Annotated in this window: 16 protein-coding genes; 10 read left to right on the top strand and 6 right to left on the bottom strand. The window is 59.2% G+C overall.

The features are described from left to right. Positions 1-142 precede the first annotated feature (142 nt). The 7 genes from LA304_RS11355 (at position 143) to ptsP (ending at position 7,572) form a co-directional block, all read left to right on the top strand. Entirely contained in the window at positions 143-793 is a 651-nt protein-coding gene (locus tag LA304_RS11355; RefSeq protein ID WP_224503275.1) for a YjbF family lipoprotein, read from the top strand. A gap of 125 nt (positions 794-918) precedes the next feature. Continuing rightward, positions 919-2,175: a 3-deoxy-D-manno-octulosonic acid transferase gene (locus LA304_RS11350; protein ID WP_318010692.1), complete on the top strand. Its 1,257-nt coding sequence runs from the start codon at positions 919-921 to the stop codon at positions 2,173-2,175. Positions 2,176-2,274: 99 nt separating this feature from the next. Next, positions 2,275-2,754, top strand: a complete 480-nt coding sequence (locus LA304_RS11345; protein WP_224503274.1) for an NUDIX hydrolase — start codon at positions 2,275-2,277, stop codon at positions 2,752-2,754. A gap of 68 nt (positions 2,755-2,822) precedes the next feature. Next, positions 2,823-3,287, top strand: coding sequence for a DUF1178 family protein (locus LA304_RS11340; RefSeq protein ID WP_224503273.1), 465 nt, complete (start codon positions 2,823-2,825; stop codon positions 3,285-3,287). Positions 3,288-3,426: 139 nt separating this feature from the next. After that, positions 3,427-4,662, top strand: coding sequence for an aspartate kinase (locus LA304_RS11335; RefSeq protein ID WP_224503272.1), 1,236 nt, complete (start codon positions 3,427-3,429; stop codon positions 4,660-4,662). A 115-nt stretch (positions 4,663-4,777) separates the two neighbouring features. Beyond that, positions 4,778-5,143, top strand: a complete 366-nt coding sequence (locus LA304_RS11330) for a DUF4260 domain-containing protein (protein ID WP_224503271.1) — start codon at positions 4,778-4,780, stop codon at positions 5,141-5,143. A 176-nt stretch (positions 5,144-5,319) separates the two neighbouring features. Then, entirely contained in the window at positions 5,320-7,572 is a 2,253-nt protein-coding gene (gene ptsP, locus LA304_RS11325; protein ID WP_224503270.1) for a phosphoenolpyruvate--protein phosphotransferase, read from the top strand. A gap of 19 nt (positions 7,573-7,591) precedes the next feature. Here ptsP and LA304_RS11320 read toward each other — a convergent pair whose 3' ends face one another. Next, entirely contained in the window at positions 7,592-8,248 is a 657-nt protein-coding gene (locus tag LA304_RS11320) for an EcsC family protein (RefSeq protein ID WP_224503269.1), read from the bottom strand. Between the two features lie 129 nt (positions 8,249-8,377). Further along, on the bottom strand, positions 8,378-8,869 hold the full coding sequence (locus LA304_RS11315) for a GNAT family N-acetyltransferase (protein WP_224503268.1): 492 nt from the start codon (positions 8,867-8,869) through the stop codon (positions 8,378-8,380). 137 nt (positions 8,870-9,006) lie between these two features. On the opposite strand from LA304_RS11315, the gene LA304_RS11310 reads away from it, so the two are divergent. Further along, on the top strand, positions 9,007-9,591 hold the full coding sequence (locus LA304_RS11310; RefSeq protein ID WP_224503267.1) for a flavin reductase family protein: 585 nt from the start codon (positions 9,007-9,009) through the stop codon (positions 9,589-9,591). Between the two features lie 80 nt (positions 9,592-9,671). On the opposite strand, the gene LA304_RS11305 is transcribed toward LA304_RS11310, so the two are convergent. From LA304_RS11305 to LA304_RS11295, 3 genes are all read right to left on the bottom strand, one after another. Next, positions 9,672-11,282 carry a SulP family inorganic anion transporter gene (locus LA304_RS11305; RefSeq protein ID WP_224503266.1) on the bottom strand — a complete coding sequence of 537 codons (1,611 nt, stop codon included), beginning with the start codon at positions 11,280-11,282 and terminating at the stop codon, positions 9,672-9,674. A gap of 124 nt (positions 11,283-11,406) precedes the next feature. Then, the gene (locus tag LA304_RS11300) at positions 11,407-12,024 is read right to left on the bottom strand and encodes an aminotransferase class IV family protein (protein ID WP_224503265.1); all 618 of its coding nucleotides are present in this window, start codon (positions 12,022-12,024) and stop codon (positions 11,407-11,409) included. Beyond that, positions 12,021-13,139 carry an aminodeoxychorismate synthase component I gene (locus tag LA304_RS11295; RefSeq protein WP_224503327.1) on the bottom strand — a complete coding sequence of 373 codons (1,119 nt, stop codon included), beginning with the start codon at positions 13,137-13,139 and terminating at the stop codon, positions 12,021-12,023. The genes LA304_RS11300 and LA304_RS11295 overlap by 4 nt, the downstream gene beginning before the upstream one ends. A gap of 176 nt (positions 13,140-13,315) precedes the next feature. Between LA304_RS11295 and LA304_RS11290 the strand changes: the two genes are divergently transcribed. Continuing rightward, entirely contained in the window at positions 13,316-14,200 is an 885-nt protein-coding gene (locus LA304_RS11290; protein WP_224503264.1) for an S-methyl-5'-thioadenosine phosphorylase, read from the top strand. A 4-nt stretch (positions 14,201-14,204) separates the two neighbouring features. Continuing rightward, positions 14,205-14,741 (top strand): adenine phosphoribosyltransferase, encoded by a 537-nt coding sequence (locus LA304_RS11285; RefSeq protein ID WP_224503263.1) that lies wholly within the window; start codon positions 14,205-14,207, stop codon positions 14,739-14,741. Between the two features lie 9 nt (positions 14,742-14,750). On the opposite strand, the gene LA304_RS11280 is transcribed toward LA304_RS11285, so the two are convergent. Then, positions 14,751-16,163: an FAD-binding oxidoreductase gene (locus tag LA304_RS11280; protein ID WP_224503262.1), complete on the bottom strand. Its 1,413-nt coding sequence runs from the start codon at positions 16,161-16,163 to the stop codon at positions 14,751-14,753. Positions 16,164-16,185: the final 22 nt, after the last annotated feature.

The following is a 16,185-nucleotide window of genomic DNA, read 5'->3' as shown; positions in this document are numbered from 1 at the left end:
CGCAGGCAGCGCCCCGACAGAGCAAAGATAGGCGATATGCCGGGGAATGTTGTTAGCGGAAATTCAGAAAGCGTTTTTATGCAAGACCGGCCTGCCTATACTCCCCGAACAACTTGCACGCCACGCAAACAAGGTTGACCCAATGAAAACTTCGACACTCCTGCTCAGCCTTTTCAGCGCGTTGCTTGTTGCGGCCTGTTCGTCGGATCCGAACCAAACCTCGCGTGTTCTTCAATATCTGAGCGGACCAGAAATCCCTGAGGTCGATCCGGAGTTCGTGTCACTCGTTGAGGCCGGAGAGCCTACGATGATCCTTGCTGTCGCGAACCGCGAGAATGCGTTCAGTGCATTCTCCCGCAAAACAACGAACAACAAGGGCGAAGAAATCTGGATTTCGGGGGACAACCTTTCGCTGGCCACCAAAGGCGGCATGATCGTTGGCACGCGCGGCTTTCTCGGGGATGCTCTCGCAATTGATGCGTCGCAATCACTCGCCGTTTTGCGCGCAGGCTCCTCTGGCATTGTCGATCGATTTGTGACCGTGCTCAATGGAGAGGATCACGCAGAAACATTTGCCTTCAAATGCAAGATCGAACGCGCGGAAGTTTGGCCGATCGATTTCGGTGACGGCATCTCGATCCAGACGCGCGCGTATTCGGAAAGCTGCCGCAACCGCGACACAGAATTCCGTAACGTCTATTGGGCCTCTCTGGCGAATGGTGAAATCGTTCAGTCTTCTCAGTGGATTGGCCCTGAATCCGGCTCAGTGACCATCCGCATTCTGACCCGTTAATCGCCGCTTTTTTCCTTCAAGACTTGCCAAAGCCCCGCTCGGGCAAGTAATTCCCGAGGAACCCGTATCGCTCCGAGGTTACGTTGTTCTTCTACCGTTTTCTTCTCACGGCACTCAGCCCACTCATGGTGCTCATGTTTCTGAGCCGGATTCTGAGAGGGAAAGAGACGGTATCGGATATCACAGAGCGGTTGGGAGTGGGGCTACGGCCCAGCAAAGATTCCACCGATGTTCATCTCTGGTTACACGGCGCGTCGAATGGCGAATTGACGGCCGCTCGCAGTATAATCGAAGAAGCTCTCGACCGAGATCCAACACTGAACCTGCTTATCACCACAAACACGCTTTCGGCGCGGGACATGTTGACCGCTTGGGCGTTGCCCCGTGTGTCTGCACGGCTCGCTCCACTAGATTTTCAACCAGTGCTTTCACGATTCTTGCGGGCCTACACTCCTGCTGCGCTCATCACGTTAGAAAACGAAATCTGGCCGAACCGATTTGTCCTCGCCTCACAGGCGGACATTCCCGTGATTGTCGCCGGAGCACGAATGTCAGAGCGTAGCGCACGCCGGTGGCAGAAGATGCGGCCGCTCTTCGGGCGCACTATGCGCAACGCCATTTCAGCGATCTCCTATCTCGCCGCACAAGACACCGCTTCGGAGCAACGCCTGCTGCAACTTGGCGTCCCTGCCCGCGTCCTCCTTCCGCGGATGAACCTGAAATCCACGGTGGACATGGCCATCCCGGAGACGGCAAATCTACCGGAATTGGAACGGATGTTCCCGCGCGCGACAACTCTTCTCGCGGCCTCAACCCACGAAGGAGAGGAACGGATCGTCCTCGATGCGTTCAAACTGGTGCGCGCGGAAATCCCTGAGGCCCGCCTCATTCTCGCGCCCCGGCACCCAGCGCGCGCAGATGCGATTATCGCTGAGCTGACGCGTTCCGGACTGAGTTTTGCGCGTCGCTCCAGGGGGGACGATCCATCGGAAGCAGCCGTCCTGCTCGCGGATACGCTCGGGGAGATGGCACTCTGGTATTCGATCGCAGGTGTCGCATTTGTTGGCGGGTCTCTCGTACCGCGCGGTGGACACACCCCATTCGAGCCAGCACAACTGGAGACCGCGATTCTTCACGGCCCGCATGTCTCGAACCATATGGCAGCCTACCGCGCGCTCGATGTGGCGCAGGCCTCGATTGCGATTCTCGGCACAGAGGACCTCGCCGCCGCTGTCACAAGGCTCTTCAAAGCGCCGGATCAACGCGCTGAGATGACGACAGAAGCGAGCCGGATCGTTCAGGACCTCCGCGACAGCCCCTCCAAGCGTGAGGCGTTTTGGAAGGCCGTCGCAAACGCACCTGATTTGCACAAACTCGCATAAAAGCTCGGGCGCATCCGCAAATTCTCTTTGCGCAGTGCGGCTCTCTTGTTACGACTTGATCTCTGAGGCTCGACTAACCGCTGAGGAGGATGGTGCGCAATGTCTCTGCTCAGAGCACGACAACACCCAGTTCAGCTCGGGGACGCGGGCAAAGATGGTGTGCGCATCCAGTTCGGGGCGCTCATCTGGCGCAGGCGCAAGGATAAAATCCAGATACTGCTGGTGAAATCACGGCGCTCGAAACGGTGGATCATCCCGAAAGGGTGGCCCGTGCATGGCCAAACGCCGGTTGGTGCCGCATCGCGCGAAGCATGGGAAGAGGCGGGCGTCAAAGGCCGAGCCTCATCGATCTGCATCGGCCTCTATTCCTATATGAAACTGCCGCGCGACAGTGACATTCCATTCCCATGCGTGGTCGCAGTTTTCCCGCTCGAGGCGCGCGAGGTCGCCGACAGCTATCCGGAGGCGCTCGAACGCAAGCGCAAATGGATGTCTCCAAAGAAAGCGGCGGAGAAACTTGTTTCTCCTGAACTTTCGCAAATAGTCCGCCGTTTCGACCCGAAACGTCTCGGCCTCTAAACCGCGCAAATATTGCCAAACCACGTTCCGGAGCCTAATCTTGGTCTCTGTTCAACTTGGATGACTGCATGATCCGCTACGCGCTCAAATGCTCCCACCAGCACCAGTTCGAAAGCTGGTTCCGCTCTGCTGAGGACTTCGACACCCTCAATGCGCAGGGCCAAGTGAGCTGCCCGCAGTGCGGCGAGACCAACGTCACGAAGGCGATCATGGCGCCACAAGTGCGCACAAAAGACGCAGCGCAATCCCCACAGGAGACTGAAGAGACGACGAGCGCACCTGCCGCGCCCGCCCCCTCTGAGCCGACACCAGAACAGATCGAACAGGCAATTTCCCAGATGCGCGCGGAGGTCGAAGCCAACTCCGACTACGTCGGGATGAATTTCGCGTCCGAGGCACGCAAAATGCACGAGGGCGAAACCCCCAACCGTGCGATTTATGGCGAAGCCAAACTCGACGAAGCGAAAGCCCTCTTGGAGGACGGGATTCCCGTTCTGCCGCTACCGTTCACGCCAAAACGCAAGATGAACTGACACATCAAACGCGGCCAAGCAGGACAAAAGGCGCGTTTTAGCCTCAAAAACATGCATTCCGACACCCCCGCTCTTGCGCTTTGACGGCAAGCCTCTTAGAGAACCGTGACCACTTTCGAGGACAGGGAACAGGGCCGAAATGCCAATTCTCGTGATGAAATTCGGCGGCACGTCCGTCGCCACACTGGACCGCATCCGCCGCGCCGCAAAACGCGTCGGTCGTGAGGTCGCAAATGGATACGACGTTATTGTCATCGTTTCGGCCATGTCGGGCGAGACAAACAAACTCGTCGGCTTCGTAAACGAAACATCGCCGATGTATGACGCACGTGAATACGACGCCGTTGTATCTTCGGGTGAAAACGTCACCGCGGGCCTGATGGCTCTGACGCTTCAGGAAATGGATGTTCCTGCGCGCAGCTGGCAGGGCTGGCAAGTGCCGCTCAAGACCAACTCCGCTCACAGCGCCGCGCGGATCGAAGAGATTCCGACCGACAACATCATGGCGAAGTTTGGCGAAGGCATGAAAGTTGCCGTCGTGGCCGGTTTCCAAGGTATCTCGCATGAAGGCCGCATCACGACGCTCGGTCGCGGTGGCTCGGATACGACCGCCGTCGCTTTTGCCGCAGCCTTCGATGCAGAACGCTGTGACATCTACACCGATGTGGACGGCGTCTACACGACCGACCCACGCGTCGAGAGCAAAGCCCGCAAGATGGAGAAAGTCTCCTTCGAGGAAATGCTCGAACTTGCGTCGCTCGGCGCCAAAGTGCTTCAGACCCGCTCTGTCGAACTCGCCATGCGCTTTAAGGTGAAACTGCGCGTGCTGTCGTCTTTCGAGGAATATGACCCCAATGCCGGCACGTTGATCTGTGCCGAGGAGGAAATCGTGGAAAACAAACCAGTCTCCGGCATCGCCGCCTCCCGTGAAGAGGCCAAAATGACCCTCGTCTCCGTGGCTGACCGCCCCGGCATCGCTGCGGCGATCTTCGGCCCCCTCGCGGAAGCCGGCGTGAACGTCGACATGATCATTCAGAACATCTCTGAAGACGGCGAGACGGACATGACCTTCTCCTGCCCCGTCGATCAGGTGCAGCGCGCAACCGCCGCTCTGAACGAAGCGCAGGACAAAGGTGAGGTCTCGTTCCACGAACTGATTTCCGACACCGAAGTTGCAAAGATTTCCCTCGTCGGCATCGGCATGCGGTCTCAGTCCGGCGTCGCCGCAAAAATGTTCCAGGTGCTCTCCAACGAAGGCATCAACATCAAGGTTATCGCGACCTCCGAGATCAAAATCTCTGTGCTCGTTGACCGCAAATACACCGAACTCGCGGTGCAGGCTCTGCACGACGCATTCGAGCTTGATAAAGCCTAAACGCCTCGCTGAAACGCGTATTCGAGAAAAGACCCCCTTTCGATGCGGAAGGGGGTTTTCTTTTGGTCATGGCCGGTCATCCTAGCGACGCAGGCCTCGTAAGCGGGAGTAGACAATGATCATATGGCAAAGGATCGAGGGCGGCTTGGTCTGCCTAAGCGCCCTCCTCATTCTGACGCAAGTCGGGATTTACATACCGATCTGGATGGCGGTCCTCCTCTTTTTCGCGCCAGACCTCGCGTTCTTCGGCTATCTTTTCGGCCCGCGCGTCGGTGCCGTTGCCTACAATGCTCTGCACATTTACGCTTTCGGCCTCATCCTCGCAGCTATTGGGGTGGTTTTCGGCGGGCCAGTGTGGATCAGACTCGGCCTCTTGTGGATCGCCCATGCTGGGTTTGATCGCGCACTTGGGTATGGTCTCAAATCCGCAGAAGCGTTCGGGATCACGCATTTAGGCCGGATCGGACCTAAATCGGACTGATTGCGCAGGTGCAGCATCACATTTCTGCGCCTGCACATTCAAGTGCCGGATTTTTATGCAGAATTTACAGGCAATTTAGCACCAACCGCACCCCCGCAGGTTGATTCCCTCTGGGCAATCGCCACATCTGTGCGCTAATAACAGCTGCGCATAAATGTGCGGAATGCGGCGGGGACATGGTGCATAATCTGGAAAGCGAAAGCCGAAAGCTTCTTGGTCGGCTGCGGGACACTCTGGCTGAGGACAGTGCCGGTCAGGCACGCCTTGACCGGATTACCCACCTTATCGCTGACAGCATGCAGACCGAAGTGTGCTCCATCTACCTCTTCCGCGACAAAGACACCCTCGAACTTTGCGCGACCGAAGGTCTCAAAGCAGAAGCTGTTCACAAAACACGTATGCGGATCGGTGAGGGTCTCGTCGGCCGCGTCGCCAAAAGCCGCTGTATGGTGAACACCGCAGACGCACCTGCCGAACCGGGATTCCGTTACATGCCCGAGACCGGCGAGGAAATTTATTCGAGCTTTCTCGGCCTTCCTATCCAGCGCCTAGGCGAAATCCTCGGCGTCCTCGTTGTGCAGTCGAAACAGGTTCGCGCCTTTACCGAGGATGAGGTTTACGCCCTCGAGGTGGTCGCAATGGTGCTTGCCGAGATGACGGAACTCGGCGCGTTTGTGAGCGACGAAGGCGGCATGGCGGCGCGTCACACCCATCCCGTCATGTTCCGCGGCGCGACCGGTCAGGAAGGTGTCGCAGAGGGGAATGTCTATCTCCACGAGCCGCGCGTTGTGGTGACCAACCCCGTCGCTGACGACCCAGAGGCCGAATCCAAGCGCCTCGAAGAAGCTGTCGATACTCTCCGCATGTCAGTCGCGGATATGCTCCGCCGCCTTGCACCGACAGACAAAGACCAGCACGAGGTGCTCGAAGCCTACCAGATGTTCGCGAACTCGCGCGGCTGGATGCGTCGGATGCAAGAGGACATCGCACGCGGCCTCTCTGCAGAAGCGGCCGTGGAGAAAGAACAGTCCGTCGCGCGTTCCCGCCTCGCAACGGTCCCCGATGCGTATATGCGTGAGCGTCTTCAGGACCTCGACGATCTTTCAAACCGTCTCCTGCGCATCCTGACGGGTCAGGGTAAAGAGACCGGCGCAGCAATGCCCGACAACCCGATCCTTGTGGCGCGCAACATCGGGCCGGGGGAATTGCTCGATTACGGCAAAAAACTTAAGGGCATCGTCCTTGAACAAGGCTCCGTCGGCTCTCACGCGGCTGTTGTAGCACGGGCATGGGCGATCCCCCTTGTGATCCATGCAGAAGGCATCACGACCGAAGCCCTCAACGGCGACCCGATCCTGATCGACGGTGATCAGGGCCTCGCGCACCTGCGGCCTGAGGACACCGTCGCCTCCGCCTTCCGCGATAAAATCGCGATGCAGGCAAAGGCGCAGAAACGTTATGCAGGTCTGGTGGGACTGCCTGCGCAAACCCTCTGCGGAACGACCGTGTCCTTGCAGATGAATGCGGGGCTCATGGCAGACCTGCCGTCACTTGCGACATCCGGCGCAGAAGGCGTCGGCCTCTTCCGGACCGAGTTGCAGTTTTTGATCCGGAACACCGTGCCACGTCGTGCGGAACTCGCATCCATCTACGCCCGCGTGATGGACGCTGCGCGCGGCAAGCGCGTCGTCTTCCGCACGCTCGACATCGGGTCTGACAAAGTGCTGCCCTACATGAAGCCGCAGGATGAGCCGAACCCCGCGATGGGATGGCGGGCGATCCGTGTGGGTCTGGACAAGAGCGGCGTGATGCGGATGCAGCTTCAGGCGCTCGTCCGCGCAGCCGCAGGGCGTCCGCTGACCATCATGTTCCCCTTTGTCGCCCAGTTCGACGAATACCGCGAAGCAAAGCAGATTTTTGACAGCGTTCTCGCCTACGAGAAAAAGCTCGGCCATATTCTCCCGTCTTCCGTCGAAGTGGGCGCAATGCTTGAGACACCGTCCCTCGCTTTCGCGCCGGATAAGTTCTTTGAAGAGACCGACTTCATCTCCATTGGGGGCAACGACCTCAAGCAGTTCTTCTTTGCAGCCGACCGCGAAAACGAGCGGGTGCGCCGTCGTTATGACACGTTGAATTTCTCATTCCTGAGCTTCATTCGACAGATCGTCGCCCGCTGCGATCAATTCGGGACGCCCGTCTCATTCTGTGGTGAGGATGCCGGTCGTCCGCTGGAAGCGGTCGCACTCGCAGCCATGGGCGTTCGCACATTGTCGATGCGCCCGGCATCGATCGGTCCGGTCAAGGCAATGCTCCGCAGATTGGACCTCACGGAAATTGCGCAGGTCATCGACGAGGCCGCAAATGCAGGCGCGCAATCCGTGCGAGAGGATCTGACGAAATATCTCACCAGTCAGGGTTTGCTGTCCTGACCACGAGAGCGTGAAGTTGCTACGCTTCAAGCTCTTCCCGAAGAGCACCCTTGAGAGCATCAAAAGTCTGATCGCTATCTTCCGCGAGTCTCAAGAGACCGAAGCTCACATGCGCCATATCTTGGTAATAGGCCGTATAGACGTAATTCGTCGTCGCCCCCGCAACCGCACCGAGCACGGGGATGGTCTGCGTAGCGAGCTTCTGCCCCAGAACCACCGATAGACGCGGTGCAACGCGCGCAATGAGGCCGTTGAGCGTGGCGCCCGTGAGGGTCGTCCTAGCCGCCAGAAACCCGAGATCGGCGCCGTCGTCATCTGTCAGGGGGCCTGCCGCCGCGAAGACCTGAATACAGGCTTTGCGCACATCGTCCCGCTCCGGATCAAAACCATAGTCCTCTGCAACCGATTGGATGGCGTGTAGGAGCACCGTCGTCGTGACGGGCAATTCCGCCATGGCTGTCGGCAGTCCGCCCGCGCCGCCAACCGCGCCGAGACCGGAGGACACCGCACGCGAGAGCCATGTGCCGCCTTTGACGGCCTTGCGCCCTCGGGTCGCGCCGTCGAATGCAATTTCGAGCGCTGAGAGTGTCGCCGCCTCCAATTGCCCCCGCATCGTCGCGGGGAGCTTGTCGAACAGACTGTCCGCTTTTCCCCCAACCATATTCAGAATCTGCATTCCGGGATGGTTTGCGCGTTTGTATCGGCGCGCGAGCGCACGGATGGCCTGTGGCGTCGGCGCCTGCAGGACCGCGTGGCCGTGATCTGAAAGAGTGGGCAATTCTTTGGACATGTCCAAAAGATGGGGTCAGGCGTCGCGGTGGACAAGCCCCTCCACACCAACCCATGCATCCGGCTGCAGCGACAACCCAAGCACGCGTTCAGGGTTTGTCGGCGGCGGCATCTCGACATGCTCGAGCTTTTCAAAGCCGAAACGCTCGTAATACGGCGCATCGCCAACGAGCATGACACGATCCCAGCCAAGCCGAACCGCCTCCGTGAGCGACTCAATCATGAGAAGCGCGCCGAGCCCTTCCCCCTGTCGCGTCGGGTGAACGGCAATGGGGCCTAGGAGCAGCACGCGATGCTCCCCCTCACCGACCCGGACAGGCCAGAACCGGATCGCCGCAGCAAGAACCCCGTTTTCGTCACGGGCGATGAGGCTCAGATCCGCAACTTTCGCGACGCCTTCCCGCAGTCGATACGAAGAAAGAAGCTCACGACCCGGCGCGAAACAGGTGTCATAGAGGGCTTCCACCTCCCACCAGTCCTCTTCTTTTTCGACTTCGATGCGATACACGCCACGTCCTTTCCTCTCGCCCCACCCTCGGAAACACATGCGATGTGCGTCCCTTAAGAGTCGAAATTCTGCTATCACGGCGCTAGATCAGGAGCAACGCGTAGCAAAGCACAGCCCATAGAGGACAGACGCAAGAGATGTATTATCGCCCGACTGATGGCCACGGCCTTCCGCATAACCCGTTCAATGCAATCGTCTCTCCGCGACCGATCGGCTGGATTTCGACGCGCTCTGCCGACGGGCACGAGAACCTCGCGCCCTACTCCTTCTTCAACGCGGTCGCCTATGTGCCGCCTCAGGTGATGTTCAGCTCGATCGGCTCAAAAGACTCTCTGCGCAACATCCGCGAAACGGGCGAATTCTGCGTCAATCTCGTCGGCGCGGATCAGATCAATGTCATGAATACCTCATCCGCTTCTTTCGATTTCGAGGAGGATGAGTTTGTTCATTCCGGTGCGTTGCGCGCGCCCTGCCGCGAAATCGCGTGCTCACGCGTGGAAGATGCCCCTGCATCTCTCGAATGCAAAGTGACGCAGATCGTGACGCTGAAGGGCAAAGACAATCACACGGTTTTCGGCGAAGTCGTGGGAATCCACATCCGCCCTGATCTCGTCGTCGATGGCCGCTTCGACGTCGTCAAAGCCCGCATGCTCTCCCGCCTCGGCTATCGCGATTACGCAGAGGTGAAAGAGGTATTCGAGCTGACGCGGCCCAACGACTGAACTTGCCCAATTTCGACATTCGAAAAAGAAAAAGGGGCCGCGCGGCCCCTTTTTTTGTCTTTTACCAAGAATCCTCGTCCTCAGTGCCCTGCGCCCAAAACGCCGGTACGCACTTTGTAGTCCGTTGCGACTTCGTAATCCGGATCGTCATCGCTATCGACCATCAGGTGCCCTGCGTTGGTCAGCAGGTTGTGACAATCGCGGGACAGGTGGCGGAGTTGGATCTGCTTGCCCGCAGCCTCGTATTTTGCGGCGAGGCTTTCAATCGCGTTGAGTGCGGATTGGTCGGCCACGCGGCTGTCTGCGAAATCCACGATGACCATCGACGGATCGTTAGCCGGATCGAAGAGTTCGAGGAAGCCCTCCGCAGAGCCAAAGAACAGCGGACCCTGAATCTGGTAGACCTTCGCGCCTTCCGGGCTCTCGTAGGTCTTGGCGTGGATGCGCGAGGCGTTTTGCCATGCGTAGGCGAGTGCCGATACGATCACACCGACGACCACGGCGACTGCGAGGTCTTCGAGCACGGTCACGACGGTCACGAGGACGATGACAAAAGCATCCACACGCGGCACTTTGCGCATCACGTTAAAGGAGTTCCACGCGAAGGTGCCGATAACGACCATGAACATAACGCCGACAAGAGCCGCGAGCGGGATTTGTTCGATCAGCGGAGAGGCAACCACGATGAAGAGCAGCAGGAACAGCGCTGCAGTGATCCCTGCGAGGCGCGTGCGACCGCCGGACTTCACGTTGATCATCGACTGACCGATCATGGCGCAGCCCCCCATGGAGCCAAAGAAACCGGAGATGATGTTACCAGCGCCCTGCGCCAGACATTCCTGAGACACGCCACCGCGCTCACCTTTGATCTCGCCTACGAGGTTAAGGGTCAGAAGGCTCTCGATGAGGCCGACGGCCGCAGCGATGAGTGCATATGGAAGGATGATGTGCATGGTTGCGAGGAAGCTGTCCATGCTCTCGAACATTGGCACGGTGGGGATGTGGAAGGTCGGCAAACCGCCTTTGATCTGCGCCATATCGCCCACGCGCGGCACATCAATACCGAAGGCGATGACGACAACAGCTGTGATCAAAATACCGGCGAGCGGTGCAGGAATGATATTCGTGAACTTCGGCAGGAAATGCACCACAGCCATCGTGAGGCCGACGAGCCCAAGCATGATCAGGAGCGGCATACCGGTCATGTAGCTATCAGTGCCGGGCACTTTAAACTGCGTCATCTGCGCGAGGAAGATCACGATAGCGAGGCCATTCACGAAGCCCAGCATCACCGGATGCGGCACGAGGCGGATGAACTTCCCGAGCCGGAAAATCCCCGCGAGGATTTGCAGGATGCCCATCAGGACGACGGTGGCGAAGAGATATTCAACGCCATGCTCAATGACGAGCGACACGAACACGACCGCGATGGCGCCGGTCGCGCCGGAGATCATCCCGGGTCGCCCACCAAACACGGCGGTCACAAGGCCCATAATGAAGGCAGCATAGAGACCTACGAGCGGGTGCACGTGCGCGACAAAAGCGAACGCCACAGCTTCAGGCACGAGCGCCAGAGCCACGGTCAGGCCAGACAGCACATCTGTCTTCGCCTGCGCAGGCGTGAGCTTGGTCGATGTGGTTCCGGAAATAGAAAGGTTCTTCGCGAAAGACGCGAGTGCGGATTGGATCACGGGAGGCTCCCAGATGTCAGGATATGTGCGTTGGGCCCGTCTTAACGCGATTGCCGGAGTGTCGAAAGACAAAAGCCACGCGTGGCCCTGCCCCGAGTGGCCTCATCGCAACAGGTTTGACGCCTCAGTCTACCAATTGGGCAGGAATCAAACCGCGGAGCGAGTTCCCGACCCAAAGCCGCTGCGCCGCACGCAGGTCCGCCTCAAACAGAACCGCCTCACGCGCACGGCCCTCGGCCAGCATTTCTTCGCGCAACACACCCGGCAAAAGCCCCGAAGACAGCGCGGGGGTCAGCATCTCGCCGTCTCGTTCTAGAAACACATTGGTGATCGTGCCTTCGCACAGCTCGCCCCTTGTATTGAGAAACAGGACTTCGTCGATGCCTTGGGGCAAAGCAGCGCGTGCTTCGTCGTAGAGGCTACGCTCAGTCGTCTTAACGTTGAGCCACGGGTCGGCCGCATCAAGGCGCGTTTCGTGCAGTTGCACACGGAAGAGGTCCTTGGACGGCGCGAGGGGCGCGTCTTGCAACTCTAGCGCCCCCGCCCGATCCAGCGTCAGGCGCATGCGACGCGGAGCGTCAGCTTGGAACGCATTCATCAGGCGTTCTGCCGCATCCTGATCGAACGACACCTCCAACTTCTCTGCCGTCCGCGCCATCCGCGCTAGGTGCCGCGCGCCTCTGGTCATGCCTTGGTCGGGCACATAGCCGAAGGTCTCGATGATGCGGAAGCCGTCGCTCACGTCACAGGCTCCAGATCGGCAAAGCGGGATTTCAGCAACGCCTCTTCGTATTCGGACTGCGCATCACTGTCATAGACCACGCCTCCACCGACATGCAGTTTGGCGCGGCCCTCGGCCATCTCCAACGTCCGGATTGCGACATTAAATGACGAGCGCCCATCCGGCGCCGCCCAGCCAATGGACCCGCAGTAATGCCCGCGCGGACCGGCTTCGAGTTCATGGATGATCTGCATTGCGCGGATTTTGGGGGCACCCGTGACAGAGCCACAGGGAAACAGCGAGCGGAACCGCTCATAAAGCCCGATCTCAGGCAAAAGGCGGGCCGTCACAGTCGAGGTCATCTGATGGACCGTGGCATAACTTTCGATCTCGAAGAGTTTAGGCACTTTGACCGACCCCACTTCCGAAACGCGCGACAGGTCATTGCGCAAGAGATCGACGATCATCAAGTTTTCGGCCTGATTTTTCTCTGATCCGGCGAGCCAGTCTTTGGACGCAGCGTCCTCCTCAGGCGTAGCCCCACGCGGCACGGTGCCCTTCATCGGGCGCACGGTGATACCGCCTTCACCGTCGGTCTCGTAGAACAACTCCGGAGACCGCGACAGGATCGCGGAGCCGTCTGGACGCTCAATCAAAGCGCCATGCCCCACCGGTTGGCGCGCCTTGAGGCGATCATAAAGCACACGTGGCGACAGGTCCGACGTGAGCGTCAGCGGGAAGGTGAGATTGGCCTGATAGATGTCGCCCGCACGGATATACCGCGCCACGGCGTCAAACGCTTCGGCGTAGCGATTTGCGTCCCAAATCGGCTGCTTCTTCGTCGCTCCTTCGGTCGCAACAGGTCTCGCGGTTGGCTCGACAGGTGCTTCATAAATCCCGACTTCCAAGAGCGGCACGTCGCGCTCGGTCGGCAAAAGCGGCAGAAGACGGGGTTCGAAGCAATAGCCGAGCTCGTAGGAAAACGCACCCGCGATCCAGAACCCGTCCGCGAGTGCTGTCTCCAGGCGTGCAAAAGCTTCCGCGACTTCACCCGGATGATGGGCGAAGATCACGTCTTTCGGCGACTGGAACAGGCTCCCTTCGCTCAAAGGCCCCGTATCAAATTCGATCCGCATCTCATCCCCAGCGTGTTCGGACGCGCGGAGTTCTACGGCGAGCGGGCCCGCTTTGGCAAGCATCCCCTCGCCTTATGTCGCAGATATCCTGAGACGAAGTCTCAGAGTGCCCAATTGCCCCTTGCGCCCGAAATCCACGCGAAGCAAGGTTGGCCCGACGAGCACAGGAGAAAAGAATGGCGAAAACAGAACGTGTTATTGGCGTCATGGGCGGTTCAGGTGTCTATGAGATCGACGGTTTGGAAGACGCAATCTGGCAGGAGGTCACGACACCTTGGGGCGCTCCGTCAGACGCTTTGCTGACTGGCACGTTGAACGGCGTCAAAATGGTGTTCCTGCCCCGCCACGGTCGCGGGCATGTGCATTCTCCCTCGACCGTGAACTACCGCGCCAATATCGACGCGATGAAGCAGATGGGCGTCACCGATCTCTTTTCCGTGTCTGCGGTGGGATCGTTCCGCGAAGAGATGGCACCTGGTGATTTCGTCATTGTCGATCAATTCATCGACCGCACCTTTGCGCGTGAGAAGTCATTTTTCGGGACCGGCTGCGTTGCGCATGTCTCCGTCGCTCATCCCGTTTGCGAACGTCTCTCTGGCCTAGCCTATGAGTCCGCGCGTCAGACGGGCGTAACCGTTCATAAGGGCGGCACCTACCTCGCCATGGAAGGCCCGCAGTTTTCCTCTGTCGCCGAGAGCAAGATGTATCGCGAAAGCTGGGGCTGTGATGTCATCGGCATGACGAACATGCCGGAGGCGAAACTCGCCCGTGAGGCGGAGATTTGCTACGCGTCCGTTGCCATGGTCACTGATTATGACAGCTGGCACCCCGATCACGGCGCGGTGCAGATCACCGACATTCTCGCCACCCTCAAGGCCAACACAGCGCACGCCAAGTCACTGGTCGCGGCTCTGCCGGAACTTGTGACCGCGGCCTACGCCCCTTGTGAACACGGCTGCGATCATGCGCTTGAATACGCGATCATGACAGCCCCCGACAAACGAGACCCCGCCATGATCGAAAAACTCTCGACCGTCGCAGGGCGTGTCTTGAAAGGATAATCCGATGCAGAAAAAAACCGTCAAAGACTACATCCGCACCATTGTCGACTTCCCCCACGAAGGCATCATGTTCCGCGATGTCACCACGCTCTTTGCCGACCCGCGCGGGATGCGTTTGGCAATTGACCAGCTGCTCGATCCCTATGTCGGACAACGGATCGACAAAGTGGTCGGGTTGGAGGCACGCGGCTTCATTCTCGGCGGCGCCATCGCGCACCAACTGTCCATCGGCTTCGTGCCAATCCGCAAGAAGGGCAAACTCCCTGGCGCGGTCATTTCCGAAGAATACACGCTCGAATACGGCGAAGCCGTTGTCGAGGTGCATGACGATGCCATCCAACCGGGTGAGAAAATCCTCGTCGTCGATGATCTACTCGCGACCGGCGGCACGGCTCAGGCAGGGATCAAACTGGTCGAACGTCTCGGCGGCGAGATTGTCGGATGTGCCTTCATCATCGACCTGCCGGAACTCGGTGGCCACAAGCTCCTCGCCGACATGGGATACGACATTCACGTGCTCTGTGAGTTCGAAGGCACCTGAGGCAGCCACTTACACGCGGAGCACTGCGCCAGGGTTCATAATCCCGTTCGGGTCCAGAGCCGCCTTGATGGCCCGCATCGCTGACAGCTTTGCGGGATCACCATACCGTTCAAGGTCCTCTGCCTTCAGGCGCCCAACCCCATGCTCTGCGGAGATGGACCCATCATATTCCGAGGCGAGGTCATGCACGCAGCGTTTAACGGCGGCGCGAATGTTTTCATACTCGGATCGGTCGCGCCCTTTCGCAGGGAAGACGTTGTAGTGCAGGTTCCCGTCACCGAGGTGGCCAAAGCAATTCACACGCACATCACCGAGCGCTGTTAGCCGCGCAATGCCGTCTGGAATAAATTCCGGAATGCGCGACAGCGGGATCGAGATATCATGCGACGAAATGGAGCCGATCCGTTTGTTCCCCTCGGGGATCGATTCCCGTAGCGTCCAAAACTCCTGCCTCTGCGCCTCGCTTTGCGCAATGACACCATCCGACACCAGACCGGCCTCGGAGGCCCGCTCAAATAGGGTCGCAAGCATCTCGTCAGGATCGGAGGCACCGGACACACCCAGATCAATAAGCACGCACCACTCGGGCGGCTCTGCAAAAGGTTGCCGGATATCCGGCATGGTCTCTTCGAGAAAGTCCAACCCCATTCTCGCGATCAGCTCGAATGCGGAAATCCCCTCACCCGCAATTTCCTGCGCCATCGACAACAGGCTGAGCGCCGCCGCAGGAGAGGGCACCACGAGAATGGCCGCTGCCTCCCGTTCCGGACGCGGGAAAAGTCGCATCGATGCTGCGGTAATCACGCCGAGCGTCCCCTCCGCCCCGATGAGTAGATTACGCAGATCGTAGCCGGTGTTGTCTTTTCGCAGACGCTTGAGGCCATGGAAAATCTGCCCGTCAGGCAAGACCGCCTCAATTCCAAGGCACAGTTCTCGCGCGTTTCCATAGCGCAGGACATTCAGACCACCCGCATTCGTGGAGAGGTTTCCACCGAGACGGCAACTCCCCTCAGCAGCCAACGACAGCGGGAACAAGCGACCAGCGTCTTCCGCCGCGTCTTGAACGTCGGCGAGGATTGCTCCGGCTTCCGCTACGATCACATTCTCTTCCGGATAGACCGCGCGAATTTTCGTCATTCGTTCGAGAGACACGATAACCGGCGCCGGACCTTCATAGGCCACCTGCCCGAGCACGAGCCCCGTGCCGCCGCCCAGAGGCACAACGCCGACATTCGCCTCATTGCACATGCGCACCACAGTGGACATGTCATCGACCGTGCGCGGCATCGCAATCGTCACAGCTTGTCCGGAATACCGACCGCGCGGGTCTTCCAACTCGCCTGGCAGACGGTCGCGCAGCGTACCGGCAGGGAGAGCGGCTTCGAGATTGGCGAGAAAGTCCGGCGAAGCAGTCTGTGTCATCGGAAGTCTTCCTATATTTGCG

The sequence above is a fragment of the Celeribacter litoreus genome (genome assembly GCF_020165855.1).
In the GTDB taxonomy this organism is placed as follows: domain Bacteria; phylum Pseudomonadota; class Alphaproteobacteria; order Rhodobacterales; family Rhodobacteraceae; genus Celeribacter; species Celeribacter litoreus.
The sequence above is the reverse complement of the archived record's forward strand: the minus strand, read 5'-3'. Positions and strand labels throughout refer to the sequence as shown.